Source organism: Burkholderia sp. HI4860 (assembly GCF_002223045.2).
Taxonomy (GTDB): domain Bacteria; phylum Pseudomonadota; class Gammaproteobacteria; order Burkholderiales; family Burkholderiaceae; genus Burkholderia.
Genome location: NZ_NKFO02000005.1, coordinates 957623 through 975315, shown reverse-complemented (window position 1 = coordinate 975315; position 17693 = coordinate 957623). Strand labels below are relative to the sequence as shown.

10 protein-coding genes are annotated in these 17693 nt (G+C 65.8%); 4 read left to right on the top strand and 6 right to left on the bottom strand.

Annotation, left to right across the window (positions count from 1 at the left end):
* The first annotated feature begins 64 nt into the window (after positions 1 to 64).
* Positions 65 to 1888, top strand: coding sequence for an acyl-CoA dehydrogenase (locus tag CFB34_RS38410; protein ID WP_089443994.1), 1824 nt, complete (start codon positions 65 to 67; stop codon positions 1886 to 1888).
* Positions 1889 to 1942: 54 nt separating this feature from the next.
* Positions 1943 to 3127: an acetyl-CoA C-acyltransferase gene (locus tag CFB34_RS38405; protein ID WP_089443993.1), complete on the top strand. Its 1185-nt coding sequence runs from the start codon at positions 1943 to 1945 to the stop codon at positions 3125 to 3127.
* 230 nt (positions 3128 to 3357) lie between these two features.
* Here CFB34_RS38405 and CFB34_RS38400 read toward each other — a convergent pair whose 3' ends face one another.
* From CFB34_RS38400 to CFB34_RS38380, 5 genes are all read right to left on the bottom strand, one after another.
* Positions 3358 to 4980 (bottom strand): long-chain-fatty-acid--CoA ligase, encoded by a 1623-nt coding sequence (locus CFB34_RS38400; protein WP_089443992.1) that lies wholly within the window; start codon positions 4978 to 4980, stop codon positions 3358 to 3360.
* Between the two features lie 491 nt (positions 4981 to 5471).
* Positions 5472 to 6599 carry a porin gene (locus CFB34_RS38395; protein ID WP_089443991.1) on the bottom strand — a complete coding sequence of 376 codons (1128 nt, stop codon included), beginning with the start codon at positions 6597 to 6599 and terminating at the stop codon, positions 5472 to 5474.
* A gap of 154 nt (positions 6600 to 6753) precedes the next feature.
* Positions 6754 to 9894 carry an efflux RND transporter permease subunit gene (locus CFB34_RS38390; protein WP_089443990.1) on the bottom strand — a complete coding sequence of 1047 codons (3141 nt, stop codon included), beginning with the start codon at positions 9892 to 9894 and terminating at the stop codon, positions 6754 to 6756.
* The gene (locus CFB34_RS38385) at positions 9891 to 11009 is read right to left on the bottom strand and encodes an efflux RND transporter periplasmic adaptor subunit (RefSeq protein ID WP_242808790.1); all 1119 of its coding nucleotides are present in this window, start codon (positions 11007 to 11009) and stop codon (positions 9891 to 9893) included. Before CFB34_RS38385 ends, CFB34_RS38390 begins: the two co-directional genes overlap by 4 nt.
* A gap of 29 nt (positions 11010 to 11038) precedes the next feature.
* Complete coding sequence (locus CFB34_RS38380) at positions 11039 to 11626, bottom strand: TetR/AcrR family transcriptional regulator (protein WP_089443989.1); 588 nt, start codon at positions 11624 to 11626, stop codon at positions 11039 to 11041.
* An 81-nt stretch (positions 11627 to 11707) separates the two neighbouring features.
* Between CFB34_RS38380 and CFB34_RS38375 the strand changes: the two genes are divergently transcribed.
* Entirely contained in the window at positions 11708 to 13108 is a 1401-nt protein-coding gene (locus CFB34_RS38375) for a TolC family protein (protein ID WP_089443988.1), read from the top strand.
* 100 nt (positions 13109 to 13208) lie between these two features.
* Here CFB34_RS38375 and CFB34_RS38370 read toward each other — a convergent pair whose 3' ends face one another.
* On the bottom strand, positions 13209 to 15629 hold the full coding sequence (locus CFB34_RS38370; protein ID WP_089443987.1) for an AsmA family protein: 2421 nt from the start codon (positions 15627 to 15629) through the stop codon (positions 13209 to 13211).
* 253 nt (positions 15630 to 15882) lie between these two features.
* Between CFB34_RS38370 and CFB34_RS38365 the strand changes: the two genes are divergently transcribed.
* Complete coding sequence (locus CFB34_RS38365; protein ID WP_089443986.1) at positions 15883 to 17685, top strand: alkaline phosphatase D family protein; 1803 nt, start codon at positions 15883 to 15885, stop codon at positions 17683 to 17685.
* The last annotated feature ends 8 nt before the right edge of the window (positions 17686 to 17693 follow it).

The window sequence follows — 17693 nt, the reverse complement described above, 5'->3', positions numbered from 1 at the left end:
TCCAAAATTTATTGAAGACAGTCGAAATCGCGCCAAGACACCCGACACTCACTCATTCGATTCCATGACTAGCGAACTCACCCTCTCCCGTCGCGACGTGGAGTTCATTCTTTTCGACTGGCTGCAGGTCGAATCGCTTACCCGTCGGCCACGATTTGCCGGGCAGGACCGCTTCGACTACACGTCCGTGCTGGATGTGTACGAATCGCTTGCCACGGATCTCTTCCAACCGCACAACAAGAAGAACGACAGCAACGAACCCACATTCGACGGAGAACGCGTCACCATCAACCCGGAAGTGGGGGTCGCATTGCGTGCATTTGCGGCCGCCGGGCTGATCAGCGCGTCGTTCCCGAACGAGTGGAACGGCATGAGCCTGCCCAGCACCGTGGAGCGGGCCGGCATGGCGTATTTGCTGGCAGCCAATCCGGGAACCGCGGGCTACGCCTTTCTCACGATCGCCAACGCCAATTTGCTGATGGCCCACGGCGAGCGCGACCGGGTCGAGCCCTACGTCAAGGCCATGGCGGAAGGGCGATGTTTCGGCACGATGTGCCTGTCGGAGCCGCAAGCCGGGTCAAGTCTTGCCGATATCCGCACGCGCGCGGTTCCAGGCCGGAACGGCCGCTACCGCCTGTTCGGCAACAAGATGTGGATCTCCGGTGGCGATCACGAGATTGCCGAGAACATCGTCCACCTGGTATTGGCCAAGATTCCCGATGAAAACGGCCAACTTCCTCCGGGCGTTCAAGGGATATCGCTCTTCACCGTCCCGCGCAAGTTGGTCAACGCCGACGGGCTGCCCGGCGAGCGAAACGATGTCGCACTCGCCGGCATCAATCACAAGATGGGGTACCGCGGCACCGTCAATTGCCTGCTGAACTTCGGCGAGGGCCGCTACCGCCCGGAAGGCGAAGCGGGCGCGATCGGGGAGATCGTCGGCGAGCCCGGCAAAGGCCTGGCCTACATGTTCCACATGATGAACGAGGCGCGTATCTCGGTCGGCCTCGGCGCCGCCGCGATCGGCTATACCGGCTACCTTCACTCGCTGGATTATGCGAAGACGCGCCTGCAAGGCCGGACACGCGGTGACCGGTCGCCCGCCTCAGGGCAGGCCCCCATCATTCGGCATGCCGATGTCCGGCGCATGCTGCTCGCGCAAAAGGCCTATGTGTCAGGCGCACTCGCGTTGTGTCTGTATGCGGCTCGACTGAGCGACGATATCCATTCGCAAGAAGACGCCGGCGACCGCGAAGACGCGCATGGCCTGCTTGACCTGCTCACGCCCGTCGTCAAGAGCTGGTCGTCCCAATGGGGTCTCGTCGCCAACGATCTCGCCATTCAGGTTCATGGCGGCTACGGTTACACGCGCGAATACAACGTCGAGCAGTTCTATCGCGACAATCGGCTCAACCCGATACACGAAGGCACATTCGGTATCCAGGCGCTCGACCTGCTGGGTCGCAAGACGCGTGCAAACGGCGGCGCCGCGATGAATACGCTCGACCGGAAAATCGCCGCGACGGCATTCAAGGCCCGGTCGATCGGCTCGCTCCATGACCATGCCGACACGCTCGAATGCGCGTGGGAGCGCATCCGACTCGTCACCGCCGAGCTGCACCGGCTCGACGACCCGGAGCTCCAGCTGGCAAATGCGGCCGCCTACCTCGAAGCATTTGGCCATGTGGTCGTCGGCTGGCTTTGGCTCGATCAGGCGATCGTGGCCAGCACGCTCGAGAGCGGCCCCACCGGGAGCGACTTCCATCGCGGCAAGCTCGCCGCGTGCGACTACTTCTTCGGGTGGGAAATGCCCAAGGTGGCCGCGTGGCTGGCGGTGCTCGATCCCGTGGAAACCACGCCCCTGACGATGCCCGATCACTGGTTCTGACCCGTGCGCGCAGCCTGCATTTCGTTGCTTTCGTTTAATTCATGAGGATGTCATATGATTGATGCCGTCATCGTTTCCACCGCGCGCACGCCGATCGGCAAGGCCTATCGTGGCGCATTCAACCTCACGCACTCGCCCACCCTGCTCGGTCACGCGATCCGGCATGCCGTGCTGCGCGCCGGGATCGAACCGGATCGCATCGAGGACGCCGTCATCGGTTCGGTGCTCAACGCGGGAACCGCCGGCAACAATGTCGCCCGACAAGGTGTGCTGGCGGCCGGGCTGCCTGCTTCGGTCGGCGCGCAAACGCTTGACCGGCAATGCGCATCGGGCCTGATGGCGATCGCCACGGCCGCCAAACAGATCATGTGCGACGGAATGCAGGTGGTGGTCGCGGGCGGCCAGGAAAACATCTCGGCGGTACAGACGCGCTACTTCGAGTGGACACGCGCCGACCAGGATCCCAACGTGCTGGCCGTGCAACCGGCCGCCTACATGCCGATGCTCGAGACCGCCGAGTTCGTTTCCCGCAAGTACGGGATCGCTCGGGACGTGCAGGATCAGTACGCGCTCGATTCCCAGCTGCGCACCGCCGCCGCGCAAAAGGAAGGCCGCTTCTCGGACGAAATCGTCCCGATCACGACACAGATGCTGGTCGTCGACAAAGCGACCGGCGAAACGTGGCGGAGGGAAGTCACGCTCTCGCAGGATGAGGGCAATCGTCCCGGCACGACGCTCGAATCGCTTGCCGCGCTTGCACCGGTGGTTGACGGTGGCGTGGTGACCGCCGGGAACGCCAGCCAGCTGTCGGACGGTGCAAGCGCCTGCGTGCTGATGAACGGCAAGACCGCCGAACAGATCGGCGCAACGCCCCTGGGCATCTATCGCGGCATGACCGTCGTAGGCAATGCGCCCGAGGAGATGGGCATCGGCCCCATCTACGCGATCCCCAAACTCCTGAAGCTTCATGGCCTGACAGTCGACGACATCGGACTGTGGGAGCTCAACGAGGCTTTTGCCTGCCAGGTGCTGTACTGCCGCGACAAGCTGGGAATCGATCCGGCCCGATACAACGTCAACGGCGGCAGCATTTCGATCGGCCATCCGTACGGGATGACGGGCGCCCGCCTGGTCGGGCACGCACTGATCGAGGGCAAACGACGCGGCGTGCGCTACGTCGTCGTAGCGATGTGCGTGGGGGGCGGCATGGGTGCGGCCGGCTTGTTCGAAGTCGTCTGACCGAGCGCGCCTTTACCCGCAGAGCGAATGGGGCGGCAGCCCCGCTCTTGCGGGCCTTGCAGACCTATCCGGGGATGCGTGAGCGGACCTTGTGTCGCAAGCGCGCCTGATGCGCCATCGCACCAGGCGCCGACGCGCGCCGGGTTTTTTCTGAAATGCCATTCGCGTGCCGGTTCGGAGACGGGTGATGCCGACCGCTCAATCTTCCGGCATCACCTCGGTCGATCACGTCAATGGTTCGACGCCCGCAACTCGCGCCGAAGGATCTTCCCGACGTTGCTCTTTGGCAGGCTGTCGCGAAACTCGATGCTTTTCGGGCGCTTGTAACCCGTCAACTGGCCTTTACAGAACGCCATCAGGTCTTCGAACGTCAGCGCCGGATCTTTCCTGACCACGAACAGCTTGACGGCCTCTCCGGAATGCTCGTCGGGCACGCCGATCGCCGCGACCTCGTATACGCCGGGGTGGTTGGCGACGACTTCTTCGATCTCGTTCGGGTAGACGTTGAAACCGGACACGAGAATCATGTCCTTCTTGCGATCGACGATTCGCACGAAGCCCGCTTCGGAGATCGACGCAATGTCACCCGACCTGAAGAAGCCGTCCGCGGTCATCACCTTCGCGGTCTCGTCCGGCCGCTGCCAGTAACCCGCCATCACCTGCGGACCACGAATGCACAGCTCTCCGGCTACGCCGGGCGGCAATTCGTTGCCGTCGTCGTCCCGGATCGACACTTCCGTGGAGGGCAACGGCAGGCCGATGGTGCCGTTGAACTCACTCCCGGTCACGGGATTGATCGCGACGCAGGGAGATGTCTCGGACAGCCCGTATCCGTCGATGATCGCCGCGCCGGTCATCTCCTTCCAGCGCCTGGCGACGGCTTCTTGCGTGGCCATCCCGCCACCGCTGGCCAGCAGCAGATTGGAGAAATCGAGGCGCGAGAATTCAGGATGATGGAGCATCGCGTTGAAGAGCGTGTTGACACCCGGAAAATTCGTGATCTTGTATCCGGCGAGCGACTCGATCATCCCCCCGATGTCCCGCGGATTCGGCACCAGGATGGAAAGCGCACCCATGTGCATCGTCAACAGGCAGCAAACATTGAGCGCAAAGATGTGATAGAGCGGAAGTGCCGCCACCGTGACGAGCTGCGTCACGTCAGGGCGCAAATCGCGAGCCGGTTTGAGCCAGAGGTCCGACTGCAATACATTCGCGACGATGTTCCGATGCAACAGCGTCGCGCCTTTCGACACCCCGGTTGTCCCGCCCGTATATTGGAGAAAAGCGACATCGTCCGGCGACTGGGAAGCCGGTACGAATGTGCCCCGACGTCCCTCCTCGATCGCATCGTCAAATGCCGCATACGAGCTCGACTTCGGTTCCGCGCCAGAAACGTTGCCCTGCGCGGCCACCAGAACATGCTTCACCTGCGTGTGCGCAAGGACTGCCTCCAGCGTTGCCGTGCAGCCGTCGATAATGACGATCGCCTCCGCGCCGCTGTCATTCAGCTGGTGTTGCAGCTCGCGGGGCGTATAGAGCGGGTTGACGTTGACGACGACGTAGCCGGCGCGCAGGACTGCACAAATCGAGATCGGGTACTGCAGCACATTCGGCATCATGATGGCAACCCGCGCACCCCGCTCGAGGCCGCGTGACTGCAGCCACGCGGCCAGTGCTGCGGACATGCTGTCGAGTTCACCATAGGTGATCTGCTTTCCATCGCACGCAAATGCCGGCTTCGCGTGAAACCTGCTGAAGCTTTGCTCGATCAATGCACTGATGTTTCGATACGCGCTGGAATCAATCTCTGCCGGAACGCCCGGCGGATAGGCATCAAGCCAGATCCTTTCCATACCCAATCTCCTCTGTCCCGTTTGAATAACTGCGCGACGCCAATCTCCTCATCACGCGCGTGAATATGCCGGGACGCCTCGAACCCGCGAGACTCATCCCTCGTCGCAACGATAGGGCTGCGTGGTCGACCGCCAGTCAGCGACGCCGTGGATCACGTCGTCGGCAGACCGCTGACGCGGGGACGGCCACCATCCTGTTTGTTTCGCCTCCATCGCACCCTGCCTGGCAGGCAAACTCATGCCCCCGAGACGCGACTTCCGAGTCAGGGGGCTACGCCAAAATTGGTCAATTGATATGGTCATTTGACCATACAGGGAAGCTTGCAGCAACTTGGTAGTTGCACGAGGCTGCGATGCGGGACTTGTCGATGCCATACTCGAGCCGAAGCCCGGGCCATCGGTGTCGAAGTTCGTCGAGGTTGCTCGTGGCGTCCGTCAAAACGCACATCGTGTACGTTTACTCAGCTCATGCAGGACGACCCGCGTGACGCTTAGAAGCGGTGACGCAGGCCGACCGTCGCGGCAGTCTGGCTGACCTTCGAGCTCGGGAACGCGTTGATATCGCCGTTGTAGATCGACGCCCCCAAACCGGCACCCTTCGTACCACGCTGGTACACCATCTGAGCGTAGACGTCCGTACGCTTCGACAGGAAGTAGTCGGCTTGCACGCCGAACTGATTCCAGTGCGTGCTGTTACCGTTCAGTTTCGCATTCGTATACGTATAGGCTGCGCCCAGGCCGAGTGCCGCCGTCAGGTTGTACTTCGCGTTGACTTCGTAGTTGTCGGCGCGCAGCGTACCGGCGCCGTTCGTCTGGTTGTCGAGGCGCGATTGCGTCCATGCCGCGCCAACCAGTGCCGGGCCAAATGCATACGTTGCCGCGATGCCATACGTGCGGCTGCGGCCCTGGATTCCGTATGCAGTGCCATTGATCGAATCGACCGACGGGTTCACCGCGCCCGACGTGGACAGGCCGGCGTTGTTAGCTTGCGAGTACGCCGCACCCAGCTTCAGGCCTTCAAACTGGTACGACACGCCGGCGCTGTACGCACGGTTATTCGCAAAGTTCGTGCTGTTCGAGAACGAGTACGTGCCGCCGAATTGCAGGCCGGCATAGTTCACGCTCGTGTACTTGATCGTGTTGTTCAGCGCGACGTCGCCGTTCGTGCTCAGGCGGTCATTGTTCAGCGGATGTGCGAAGTACGTGCCGCCCCACGAGCCCGTTGCCGTCAGCGGCGCCAGGTAGTCTTGCGTTGCGTCGTACTGCTTACCCAGCGTGACCGTGCCGTACTGGCTCGACAGGCCGACGAATGCCTGGCGGTTGAACATGCCGCCGTTGCCGTTCGCGAACTTGCCGTTACCGAGGTTGAAACCGCTTTCCAACGTGAAGATTGCCTTCAGGCCGCCACCGAGATCTTCCGAGCCACGCAGGCCGAAACGGCTCTGGTCAATGCCCGACCCCATCGAGAAGCGCGACTTGCCGTGGCCTGATGCGGTCTGGACGTTGCTTTGATAGGTCAGGCCTGCGTCCAGCACGCCGTACAGCGAGACGCTGCTTTGCGCGTGTGCGACGGCGGAGAACGATACTGCAACTGCTGCAGCGATCAACGTCTTGTTCATTCGTGAAGCTCCATTCAAAAAAGAGGCAGGTCTCGCGACCTCGTTCATAAACGGGCGGCAACCGCCAGCCACCGAGAGGACCTCGTGCTGTTGGTCGCACCCGGGTTTCCAATGCGCCCGCGTCGACGGGCGTTAAAGGGTCAGGCGATCCGTTTCAACATTTCCCGGGCGCATCGACAGCGCCGGAACCGAAGAACTTCCGGCTCCAGCCGGACAGCCTGTCGCTGAACAGCAGTTCATACAGCACCGGCACCATGCCGAGCGTGATCAACGTGCCGAGCAGCAGCCCGCCCATGATGGTGACGGCCATGCCGGTCCACAGCGTGCCGGCGAACAGCAGCAGCGGAATCAGGCCGGCGATGCAGGTCAGCTTGGTCATCACGATCGGCCGCAGGCGCGCCACGGCCGCCGCGACGACCGCTTCGCGGCGCGACTTGCCGGCCGCCAGCTCGACCTCGATACGCTCCAGCAGCAGCACCGCGTTGTTGACGATGATCCCGGCCAGCGACAGCAGGCCGAAGTTCGCCATGAAGCCCAACGGTTCGCGGGCGATGATCAGTGCGGGCCCGACGCCGATCATCGCGAACGGAATGATCCCGACGATCAGCAGCAGCTTGCGGAACGAGCCGAACTGCCAGATGAACAGCACCAGCATCGCGACCACCGCGTGCGGCAGATACTCGCCGAGCGCCACGTTGGCCTCGGCGGACTCCTCGATTTCGGCGCCCAGCTCGATCCGGTACCCCGGCGGCAACGCGATCCGGCCGATGGCCGGCGCGAGTTGATCGACCGCCTGCTGCGCGGTGCCGTGGGTATTGCGGCCCTTCACGGTGAGCGTGCGCATCAGGTCGCGGCGTCGAATCGTCGACGGCTCGGTATTCAACGTGACCGTCGCAACCGCGGACAGCGGAACCGGCGCGCCGCCCGCAGCCGGATGGATCAGCGTATTGGCGAGATCTTCCGGCCGCGTGCGCTCGGCTTGCGCACCGCGCACGACCAGCGGCACCAGCGTATCGCCGTCGCGCAACACCGACACGTTGACGCCGGTATAGCGCGTGGCCAGCGCCGTCGAGATGTCCTCGCTGCTGACGCCCAGGCGCCGTGCCTTGTTCTGGTCGATCTCGACGTCGACACGCGGCACGCGCGGCCCCCAGTCGTCGTGGATCTGCACGATGCCCGGCTGGGTATGCAACGCTGCCTGAATCTTGCGGCCGATCTCGCGCAGCACGGCCTCGTCGGGACCGGACACGCGATACGCCACCGTGCCGGCGTCGTGGGCGCTGCGCGAGAAGCGTTTCGCATCGGTTCGCACCTCGGGATGGTGTTGTGTCATCCACGCCTGGGTTCGTGCGATCACGGCGTCGAGATCCTGCGGCTTCGCGACGCTGACCGTGACGTAGCCGATATGCGACGCAGGCAGCGGCGGATTGAGCACCAGGACGACACGCGGGCCGCCGTCGGCGACATAGCCGATGCTGGTCGTCACCTCGGGATTGCGCTTGCGATCGTCGAGCCAACGGCTCAGGTCGCGGACCACGTCGCGCGTGAGCCGCGCATCGCTCCCCGGCTGCAGCTCGAGTTCGACCTGGAACTGCGGCCGGTCGGAAGCCGGCAGGAACCCGGCCGGACGCGTGGCCAGGATCACGAGCGCGCCGACCAGCAACGCAGTCATCACGACCAGGAACCGCCCCTTGTGGTCGAGCACGCGGCGAATCAGGCGCGCATAGGCACCGTAGAAGCGGCTTTGCTTGACCGTCGCGTCGGCATCGTGCTCGTGCGCATCGCCTCCGCCGTGATGGCCGGATTTCAGGAAGAAATAGCAGAGCAGCGGCGTCACCGTCAGACAAAGCAGCCACGACCCGAGCAGCGACAGCGTGAGCACGACCACGAGCGGGCGCAGGTATTCGTTGGTGGCGGTCTCGCCGAAGAAGAACGGCGAGAACGCGAAGATGATGACCAGCGATGACGTCAGCAGCGGGATCGCGAGCGTACGGCCTGCTTCGATGCACGCGTGACGGCGTTCCTCGCCCGCGGCGAGGCGGCGTTCGACGTCCTCCGCGATCACGATGCCGTTGTCGACCAGCAAGCCCAGCGCGATGATGATCGCGGCCATCGACACGATGTGCAGTTCGATGCCCAGCGAGCGCATCACGAGCAGCGTGGCCAGGATGGTCAGCGGCACGATGCCGCCCACCACGACGCCGGCGCGCCAGCCGAGGAACAGCACGACGACGATCATCACGATCACGATCGTCTCGATCATCACCTGGTTCATACGGCCCATTTCCCGCTCGACCACGTCCGCCTGGAAGGTCACGTAGTCGAGCGAAAAACCGGCGGGCAACTGCTGCTTCAATTCGTCCAGCCGCGCGCGCAGCGCCTGGCCGACCGCCTTGACGTTCTGGCCTTTGCGCATCGAGATGCCGAGGACGACCGCGTCTTCGCCGCGGAAGATCGCCGCGGACTCGGGCGGGTCGACGGGCCGGACCTGCACCTGGGCAATGTCGCCCAGGCGCACGGTGCCCGGCGCGGCTTCCGCGCGCGCGCCGGCCGGCGGCACGGTGAGCGTGAAATCCTGCAGCGCCTGCAGCGAGCGGATTTCGCCGGAGCTGACGACCGCGCTGTTCAGGCCCGACACCACGAGCCGGCCGCCGGACTGCACGACGTTCTGCTTCTGCAGCTGTTGCATGACCGACGCGGTGGACAAATGCAGCCCCGCCATTCTGGCGCGGTCGAATTCGAGATAGACGCGCTCCTCCTGCAGCCCATGAAAGCTGACGCCCTGCACGCCGGGCACGCGGTACAGCCCTTCGCGCAGCAGCTTCAGCGGTTCGCGCATCTCGCTCATCGAAAAACCCGGCGCGGTCACCGCGATGGACGCGATCGCCACGCGACCGAAGTCGTCGTCGATTTGCGGAGGCAGCGTGCCGGCCGGAAACAGCGGCACCGCTTCGTCGACCTTGGCGCGCATGCGCTGCAACACCGGCATCAGTGCATGCACGTCTTCACGCAACGAAACCTGGAGGATCACGCTGCCGTCACGCACGGTGCTCGTGACGTGCTTCAGTTCGTTCAATTGGCGCAGGCGCTCTTCCAGCGGCCGGGCGACGAGCTGCTCCATCCGCTCGGCCGGCATGCCGGGGTTCGCGACGAACACCAGCGCATCGCGAACGGTCGTGGAAGGTTCTTCCTGGGACGGGAACGTCAGGAAGGTGAACGCGCCGGTCACGAGAATCAGCAGCGCGACGAAAAAGGTGAGCCGGCTGGAATTGAGTGCGGCCTGGGTCAGCTTCACGAGCGCGCTCCCTGCAGAAGGGTCTGCGCCCGATACGTGACGACGGACTGGCCTTCGTTCAGGACGGAAGTCCCCGCGACCACGACCTGCTCGCCCGCGCGCAGGCCTTGCGTCACGGCGACGCGCCCGCCCGGCAGCAGCTGCCCGCCCGTGCGGATCGCGCGCCGCTTCAGCGTCTGGCTGGCGCCGTCGATGACGAAGACGCTGCCCCGGCCGGCTTCCGTGCCGGCCATGACGGCGGCCGCCGGCAGCGTGATGTCATGCGCGTCGCCGCGCGGCAGCGCGACGGACAGCACGCCGCCACTGCGCAGCCCGGAAGGGGTGCCCTGGACCCGGAAGATGGCTTGCACCAGCGAGCCGTTGTCGCTCCGGCCGGACAGCCGTTCCATGGTCAGCGTCACGCGATCCGTGCCGCTGACCGCGTGGGCTTCGGCGCCGGGTGCAAGCGTCGCGGCGATCGTGTCCGGCAGCATCACGACGGCTTCCAGCGCGCGGCCGGCCTCCATCTGCAGCACGCGCTGGCCTGCGGCGACATCCACGAACGGCTGGACCTGACGTGCGACGATTTCGCCGTCGAACGGCGCCGTGATGCGCGTGAACACGAGATCGCGCCGGGCGCTCGCCACCGCGGCCTCCGCGACACCCAGCTGGCTCGCGGCCTGCTGATGCGACGCCTGTGCGGCCTGCAAAGCGGGCGCGGAAATGATTCCGTCGCGGGCGAGTTCCTCCTGCTGACGCAGGTGGGTGCGACGCTCGGCCAGGGTCGCGGCGGCGGCGGCACGATCGGCCGTCGCCTTGTCGAGCCGCCAGCGTGCCGGCGACTCGTCCAGTCGCGCGAGCACCTGCCCGGCCCGGACGCGATCGCCCACGTCGACCAGCATCGCGACGACACGGCCCGACGACTCGAAACCGAGGTCGGTGCGCTGGCGCGCGCGAAGCGTCGCGACGAAGGTGTCGGCATGTGCCTGACCGGCACCGCCGGCCACTTCGACCTTGACGGGCCGCGGTACGTCGGCAACCGGCGCGGCGGATGGCTGACATGCCGACAGCAGCGTTGCCGAGACGAGCGCGCAGAGTACCAGCCTGCCCGCTTGAGGCATGAAACGGGGATGCATCGTAAAGCCTTCGAAATGAATGAGGGAGCTCAGGGAAGCTTGCGAATCGCGCTTTCCAGCGTGTCGCGCAACACTTGGCGCTGCTCGGGCGTGAACCGGTGCAGGTTGAGCACTTCGAGCAGGGCGATGCCGTCGAGGGCGACGACCAGCGCGAGCACCTGCCCCGCATCGGGGCCGCTTTGCGCAACCCGTGCATAGCTGCGCGAGAAGAAATCCCGCACGGGACCGGCCAGATGCGGATACAACGACGTGGCGGCCAGCAGGTTGGCCAGCAGCAGGCGGCGGTCTTCCGGCATGTCGAAGGTCAGCTTCGACAGCTCGGCCATCGACGACTTCAACGGCTTCGCGGAAGCGTCCGCCTCACGCGCGTCACGTGCCTCCTGCGCCCGCAGGTCCAGCATGTCCAGTTCGCCGACCACCCGCTCGATCAGCGCAGCCAGCAAGTCGTCGCGCGTTTTGAAATGGTAGACAAGGCCCGCTTTCGTGACCTTCGCGGCAGCGGCCACGGCTTCAATGGTCAGGTTCTGAATACCCTGGCTGGCCACGAGCTCGGCCGCGGCATCGAGAAGACGGTCGCGTGAACTGCTGCGGCCGGCTCGTCGCTCGGAAGTCGACATGGTGCATCTCCTTGGGATTGAAACTTAACTATACGTACAGTATAGTTTCACGAACTCCATGTCAAGACTCAAGGTAAATCCATGCCGACCGTTGTTTCCCGCCCCGTTTCCGCGTACCGAGCACTGACCTGTCTTGCCGTTGCCGCGACACTCGCCCTCGGCGGCTGTGCAACCGCCCCGCCCAGCCACGTCGCCACGACGCCCGCCGTTGCGGCGCCCTCGCAATGGGCCGAAACGTCCCCCGGGAACCAGGGCACCGTCGGCGACATGTGGTGGCGGGATTTTGGCGATCCGGTGCTCGATCGGCTCGTGGACAGCGCGCTCGATGCCAACCGCGACCTGAAGATCGCCGCGGCGCGCCTCGCGCAGGCGCGCGCGCTCGGCGACAGCGCCGAGGCGGAGCGCCGTCCGCGGCTGGATGCGATGGCGCGCGGCCAGCGCGGGCGCGAAAACAGCGTCGATCCGCGTGCGGAGCGCAGCGGCGTCGGCTTGCGTGCCGCGTGGGAAGTCGATCTGTTCGGGCGCGGTGCGTTGCTGGTGGACGCCGCACGGTCCGACAGCGATGTCGCTCGCGAGGCGCTCCGCGCGGCCCGCATCGCGCTGGCCGCGGACGTCAGTACCGCCTACTTCGAATTGCGCACGTTGGAGCGGCGCTCCGCGCTCAAGCGCGAGGCGCTCGAGGTTGCGCAAAGGCAGGCGGTCGTGGCGGCGCGCAAATTCGCCGCGGGCCAGGTAACGGCGCTGGATGTCGAGCGCTGGCGTGCCGAACTGGCGCAGGAACAGGCGTCGCTTGCCCAGCTCGATGGCGAACACCGGGTGCGCTTGCATCAGCTCGCGCTGCTCGTCGGCAGCCCCCAGGCGCCCGAGCTCGGCGCGCAAGCCGTGCCGGCCGCACTGCCCGCGCCGCCCGCGACGGTGTTGCCCGCCACGCTGCTCGAGCGCAGGCCCGACGTGCAGCGTCAGGCGCGTGCGCTCGACGCCGCGCTCGCCCGTGCCGGCGCTGCCCGGAAAGAGGTCTATCCGCGCCTCCAGATCGAGTGGGCCGGAACGAAGGAAAGACTGGCCGCGGTCGGCGACGGCGCCGCGCCTCGCGTGGCGGTCGGCTATGGCGTGTCGGTGACGCTGCCCATCCTCGACGGCGGCCGAATTCGCGCCAACGTCGCGGTGCACGATGCGCGCGCGCAGGAAGCGATGGCCGAGTACGAAAAGGCCATGCTGGCGGCGCTCGTCGACGTCGAGACGAGCCTGGCCCGATGGTCCGCATCGGATCGCTCGATGCAGGAGTGGCAGCGCGCCGAGGCGGCCGGCAAGGTCGCCGCCCGCAATGCGGCCAGACTGTATGACGCTGGCCAGGCCGACATGAGCGATGTGCTCGCCGCACGCCACGCGCACCTGCGGTCCCGCGACGCGCTGGAAACGGCAATCGGCGCACAGTGGGAGGCCGCGGTCGGCCTGCGCCGCACCTTTGCCGGGGCCGTCTAGGCGGCCTCGCCGATGCGCCCGCGACGCTTGCGTATCGACGACACGCGCTGGCTGCACCCACGTGGGCGCGAAGCATCCGCGTTGCTATCGCACACCTCACTCACTCCGCATGCCGAAGTTCGCCACCCACTGGCGCGGAAGCCGAGGAAGCCGCCGACGGCGCATTGATGTACGCCGGCGCCGCCTTCGTCTTCTGCCGAACGCCCGGCGGTGGCGCCGTCGGGCGCCGCTCCATGTCGGCCAGCATCTGCCCGCACGGCAACGGGCGGCTGCGGCCAGGTTGCAGCAGCGCGAGCAGACTGGCGAACGGGTTCAGCAGGCCCAATCCGACCGCGGCGCCGCCCCGCGCGATCAGCGGGCCCGCCTTCACCCCGACGTGCGGTTGCTTGAAGGACCCGGTGACGTACAGCGGCGAGCGGAGCGATATCACCCGGAATCCCTTGGTATGCGGATGGATCGTCAGATTCATGGTCTCGTCCCGCAGGTTCACGTTGCCGTCCATGCCGATCACCGCATCCTCGGTGTCGAGCGCGAATACGCGCGAGTCGAGCACGCCGTTGGTGGCCACGAAGTCGGCCACGCCGCAGTTGATCTTGACGTCACGTGTGCCGAACAGTTTTTCGTACACCACGTTGGCGACATTCAGCCCCGCGGCTTCCATCAGCAAGAGGCTCACCGTGCCGTCGGTCACCAAGGTCTTCACCTCGCCGTTGGCAGTCGCGGCCAGCGCCGCCGGCGAATTGCCGGTGGCCGATAGCGCGGCATCGCCGTTGACCTCGCCGAGCGCCGTTTGCATCACCGTGAAGGTCGGGAACAGTTGCTTGAGTTTCAGATGCCGCGCCTGCAGCGAGAACCGCCCTTTGAGCGGTACGCCGCTGCCGTCCAGGTGGATGTTCGACGCCAGCGTCCCGCCCGCGACACCGAAGTTCAGCGGGTTGAGCGTCAGCACGCCGTCACGCATCACGAGATGAGTCGACAGGTCGGTGATCGGCAGGCTCGCGGTCTTGACGATGCGCCGACCGGTGAATCGGACATCGGCGTCGATCTTCTTCCAGCGGTCCGTGCGAAATGTCTCGACCGGCAACGCCTTGTTCGTGGGCTGGGCGACCGCGGCGCCCCGCCGCGCCTTGCTGGCATTCGTGTCGGCGCCGATGAGCGGCGCGAGGTCGGCGAACTGCAGCAGCCTCGACTCCAGCGTGCCGGACAACAACGGCCTCGGTTCGCGCGACACGTACACCAGCGTGCCGCCGAGATCGCTACCGCCGACGCGTCCCGTGAAGTTCTCGTACTTGAAGACGTTCCCGGACGCCCGGAACTGGCCGACCAGCCGGCCGTCGGTCGCATAGGGCGAGGTTTCGGGCAGCGTGATGCCCGTGACGTCATACAGCTTCGCCATGCTGGTGCCCGCCAGCCACAGGCGGAGATCGACCGCGGCCAGGTGAGACGGGTCCGTCAGCGTGCCGACCAGCGCCAGGTGCGTATCGCCGAAGCGCAAATCGGCCTGAACGGGAAACGGACGTTGCGCGCCCCGCACGTCCAGCAAATTGCCGATCTTGCCCGTGCCGGCGACCTTGCCCTTCTTGTAGGTCCCCTTGACGGTCCAGCCGATCGTGTAAGTGCCGACGCCGGTGGAGGCCGCAGGCGCCGAGGCCGCCGAGCCCGGTGCGGCGGTTGCGCGGGCGTTCGACGCCGCCACCGGGCCTGATGCAGCCGGCGCGATCGCGGTGCCGGATGTCGTCGCAGCAGCATGGGAAGCCGCGGCCAGGGCTTGCGAAGCCGCTGCCGATGCGCGTGACGCCGCTTCGGCACCCGATGCAGGCACCACCGGTTGCGCCGCACCCGCGTGCGCCTGGGCCGCGAGCTTCTTTTGACCCGCCGGGCCGACGGCCCGTGCCGATTCGTGGTGCGCCAACGCCTCTTGCTGTTTCATCACCGCGTCGAACGGAATCGGCTGGCCGAGCGTGTCGATCACCGCGCTCAGGTCGAACTGCTTCTGCTGGTCGTAGTAGCCGAGATTGCCTTGGGCAAACGCGATCTCATGCAGGTCGAGCGCCCATCGGCCCGACTGGGCGGACTGCTTGAATTTGAACGTCCAGTTGGATCGCCCGTCCTTCAGGCGTTCGAGGTCGACGGACGGATTGACCAGATCGATTGCCGGAATCACGATGCGGCGTGCCAGCAGCGGCAGCGCCTCGACCTCGAAACTGATCGCGTCCAGCGTGACGAAATACTTCGTGCGCGCCCAGTCGGGGTTGGCGATCGTGACATTGCGTGCGATGAATCGAGGCCAAGGCACCCAGGCGCGCCAGCCGTGCTCGCTCGCGGGCCGACGCCACCCGACCTGCAGGTCGCCGTTGATGGCGAACTGCCGTCCGATCGCGTCCGACACCTTGTCATCGATCCAGGGCCGGGCTCGATTCCAGTCGAACGTCACGATGACGATCACCAGCGCGGCAAGCGCCAGGGCGACGCTCACGGCAAGCCACGCGGCCGCCTTGCCGACGCTGTGGCCGATGTGCATTGCTCACTCCCCCAGTTTGCTGCCCGGTATCCAGCAAGACGCGTTCCTGCGGACAGGAGCCTTCCGCCAGATGACGTGCGGGCATTCGAAATGGGGTTCTCACGACTTTCCGGTCGTCGTGCTTCGCAGTAACGTTCCAGAGCGATTGCTCCCCTGCCGCGCGCGGCGGGAGCGGTGGCAAGCTGCCGGGCGCGAGAAGCAGGCGCCCGCCGCGGCGCTTCCCGCATCCGCGGGATGTCGATCGGGAGGATCAATGGATCGTCGCCATTTCCTCAAGTCGTCGGCTTTTTTTACCATTGCGGCCGCCGCCGTCACGCACGACGTTTCACCGGCGCCCCTGCGGGGCAGCCCCGTGCGCAAGCCCCTCCTTCGATTCCCGCAAGGTGTTGCCAGCGGTGATCCGCGCGATCGCTCCATCGTGTTCTGGACGCGATGCGTTCCGGTATCCAGCGGCGTGCAGCACGATGCAAAAGGCGTTGCGCGTGCGGTCCCGCTGCGACTCGAAGTGTCGACGCGGGCGGATTTCTCGACGCTCGTCGCCCGCGTCCCGTTGCGGGCGCTGGCCCTCTACGACTTCACCGTGCGCGCGAAGGTGACGGCCTTCTCGCCGAAGACCACCTACCACTACAGGTTCGTCGCCGGCGACGACGTCAGCATGACGGGTGTCGCGCGCACCGCGCCGGCGGCAAACGAGGCCAACGAACGGGTTCGCTTCGCGTGGCTCACCTGCCAGGACTGGAGCGTCAACCACTGGCAAGCGATGACGCTGCTGGCCGACGAGCGCGACCTCGATTTCGTCGTGCACGTGGGCGACTACATCTATGAAACGGTCGGGACCGCTCCCCCCGGCCGTGCCGAACCGGCGCATCCTCCGCCGCACCTGAGCGGCGGCAAGGTGCTCGCGGACGGCCGCGCGTATGCCGACACGCTCGACGACTACCGGACGCTCTATCGCACCTATCGAACCGATCCGCGCCTGCAGACGCTGCACCAGCGCCTGCCGATGATTGCGATCTGGGACGACCACGAATTTTCCGACGATTGCTGGCAGGACCATCAGGTCTACACCAACGAGGAGCGGCAGGAAACGCAGCGGCGCCGCAACGCCAGTCGCGCGTGGGCGGAATACATGCCGGTGGATTGGGACGATGTGCGCTTCGAGCCGGACCATCCGTCGTACATGAACATCCGCATCTACCGCGATTTTCGTTTCGGCATGCTGATGCATCTGGTGATGACGGACGAGCGGCTGTATCGCGACGACCACGTCGTGAGCGAAGCCGCTATCGCACGTGCGCACGGGCACGACCCGGTGCATGGGGACGACGCAGCCGGCTCGCGCTACTTCGTCAAGCAGGACGTGCTGCAACGTGAAGAGGCGCGCGAAACGCGGCAGCTCGGCCGCCCGCCGTCCATGCTCGGCCCGGAACAGACGCGATGGTGGAAAACCTTGATGAAGGACTCGCCGGCCACCTGGAAAGTTTGGGGTAACGAAGTAATGTTGAACCGTCTGTGGTTCGTGATGCCGGGCGCACCCGCGGCGCCGGCGGCCCGCCTTGTGGTGGATTGCGACGCATGGGACGGCTATCCCGCGCACAAGCACGAACTGCTCGCTTACTTGCGGGAGCACGGAATCCGTAACGTCGTCGCGATCACCGGCGACCTGCATGCCTTTCAGGGCGGCGTCGTGCGCGACGATCCCGATCCCGCGACGGGCGTGCCGGTCATCGTCGATTTCGTCTGCGCCGGCATCAGCAGCATGTCCTTCTATACGTACCTGAAAGCCGCATGGAACGGCACACCGCTCGCGTCGATCGTGGCGACCCCGGCCAGGCTCGACCGCTTCCTGACGGCGAACAACCCCGATCTGTGCCACGCCGACCACGACGCGCAGGGTTATGCATCGGCCACCGTCACGCCGGAATACTTTTCCGTCACGTTCAACAAGGTGAAGCCGTTGAACCCGGACGGCACCGCGCCCGCGGACGCACTGCTCGGCCGCACGCGCTTGACGGTGCCTAGGGATTCAGTCGAGGTACGCGTCGAACGTATCTAGACGCCGAT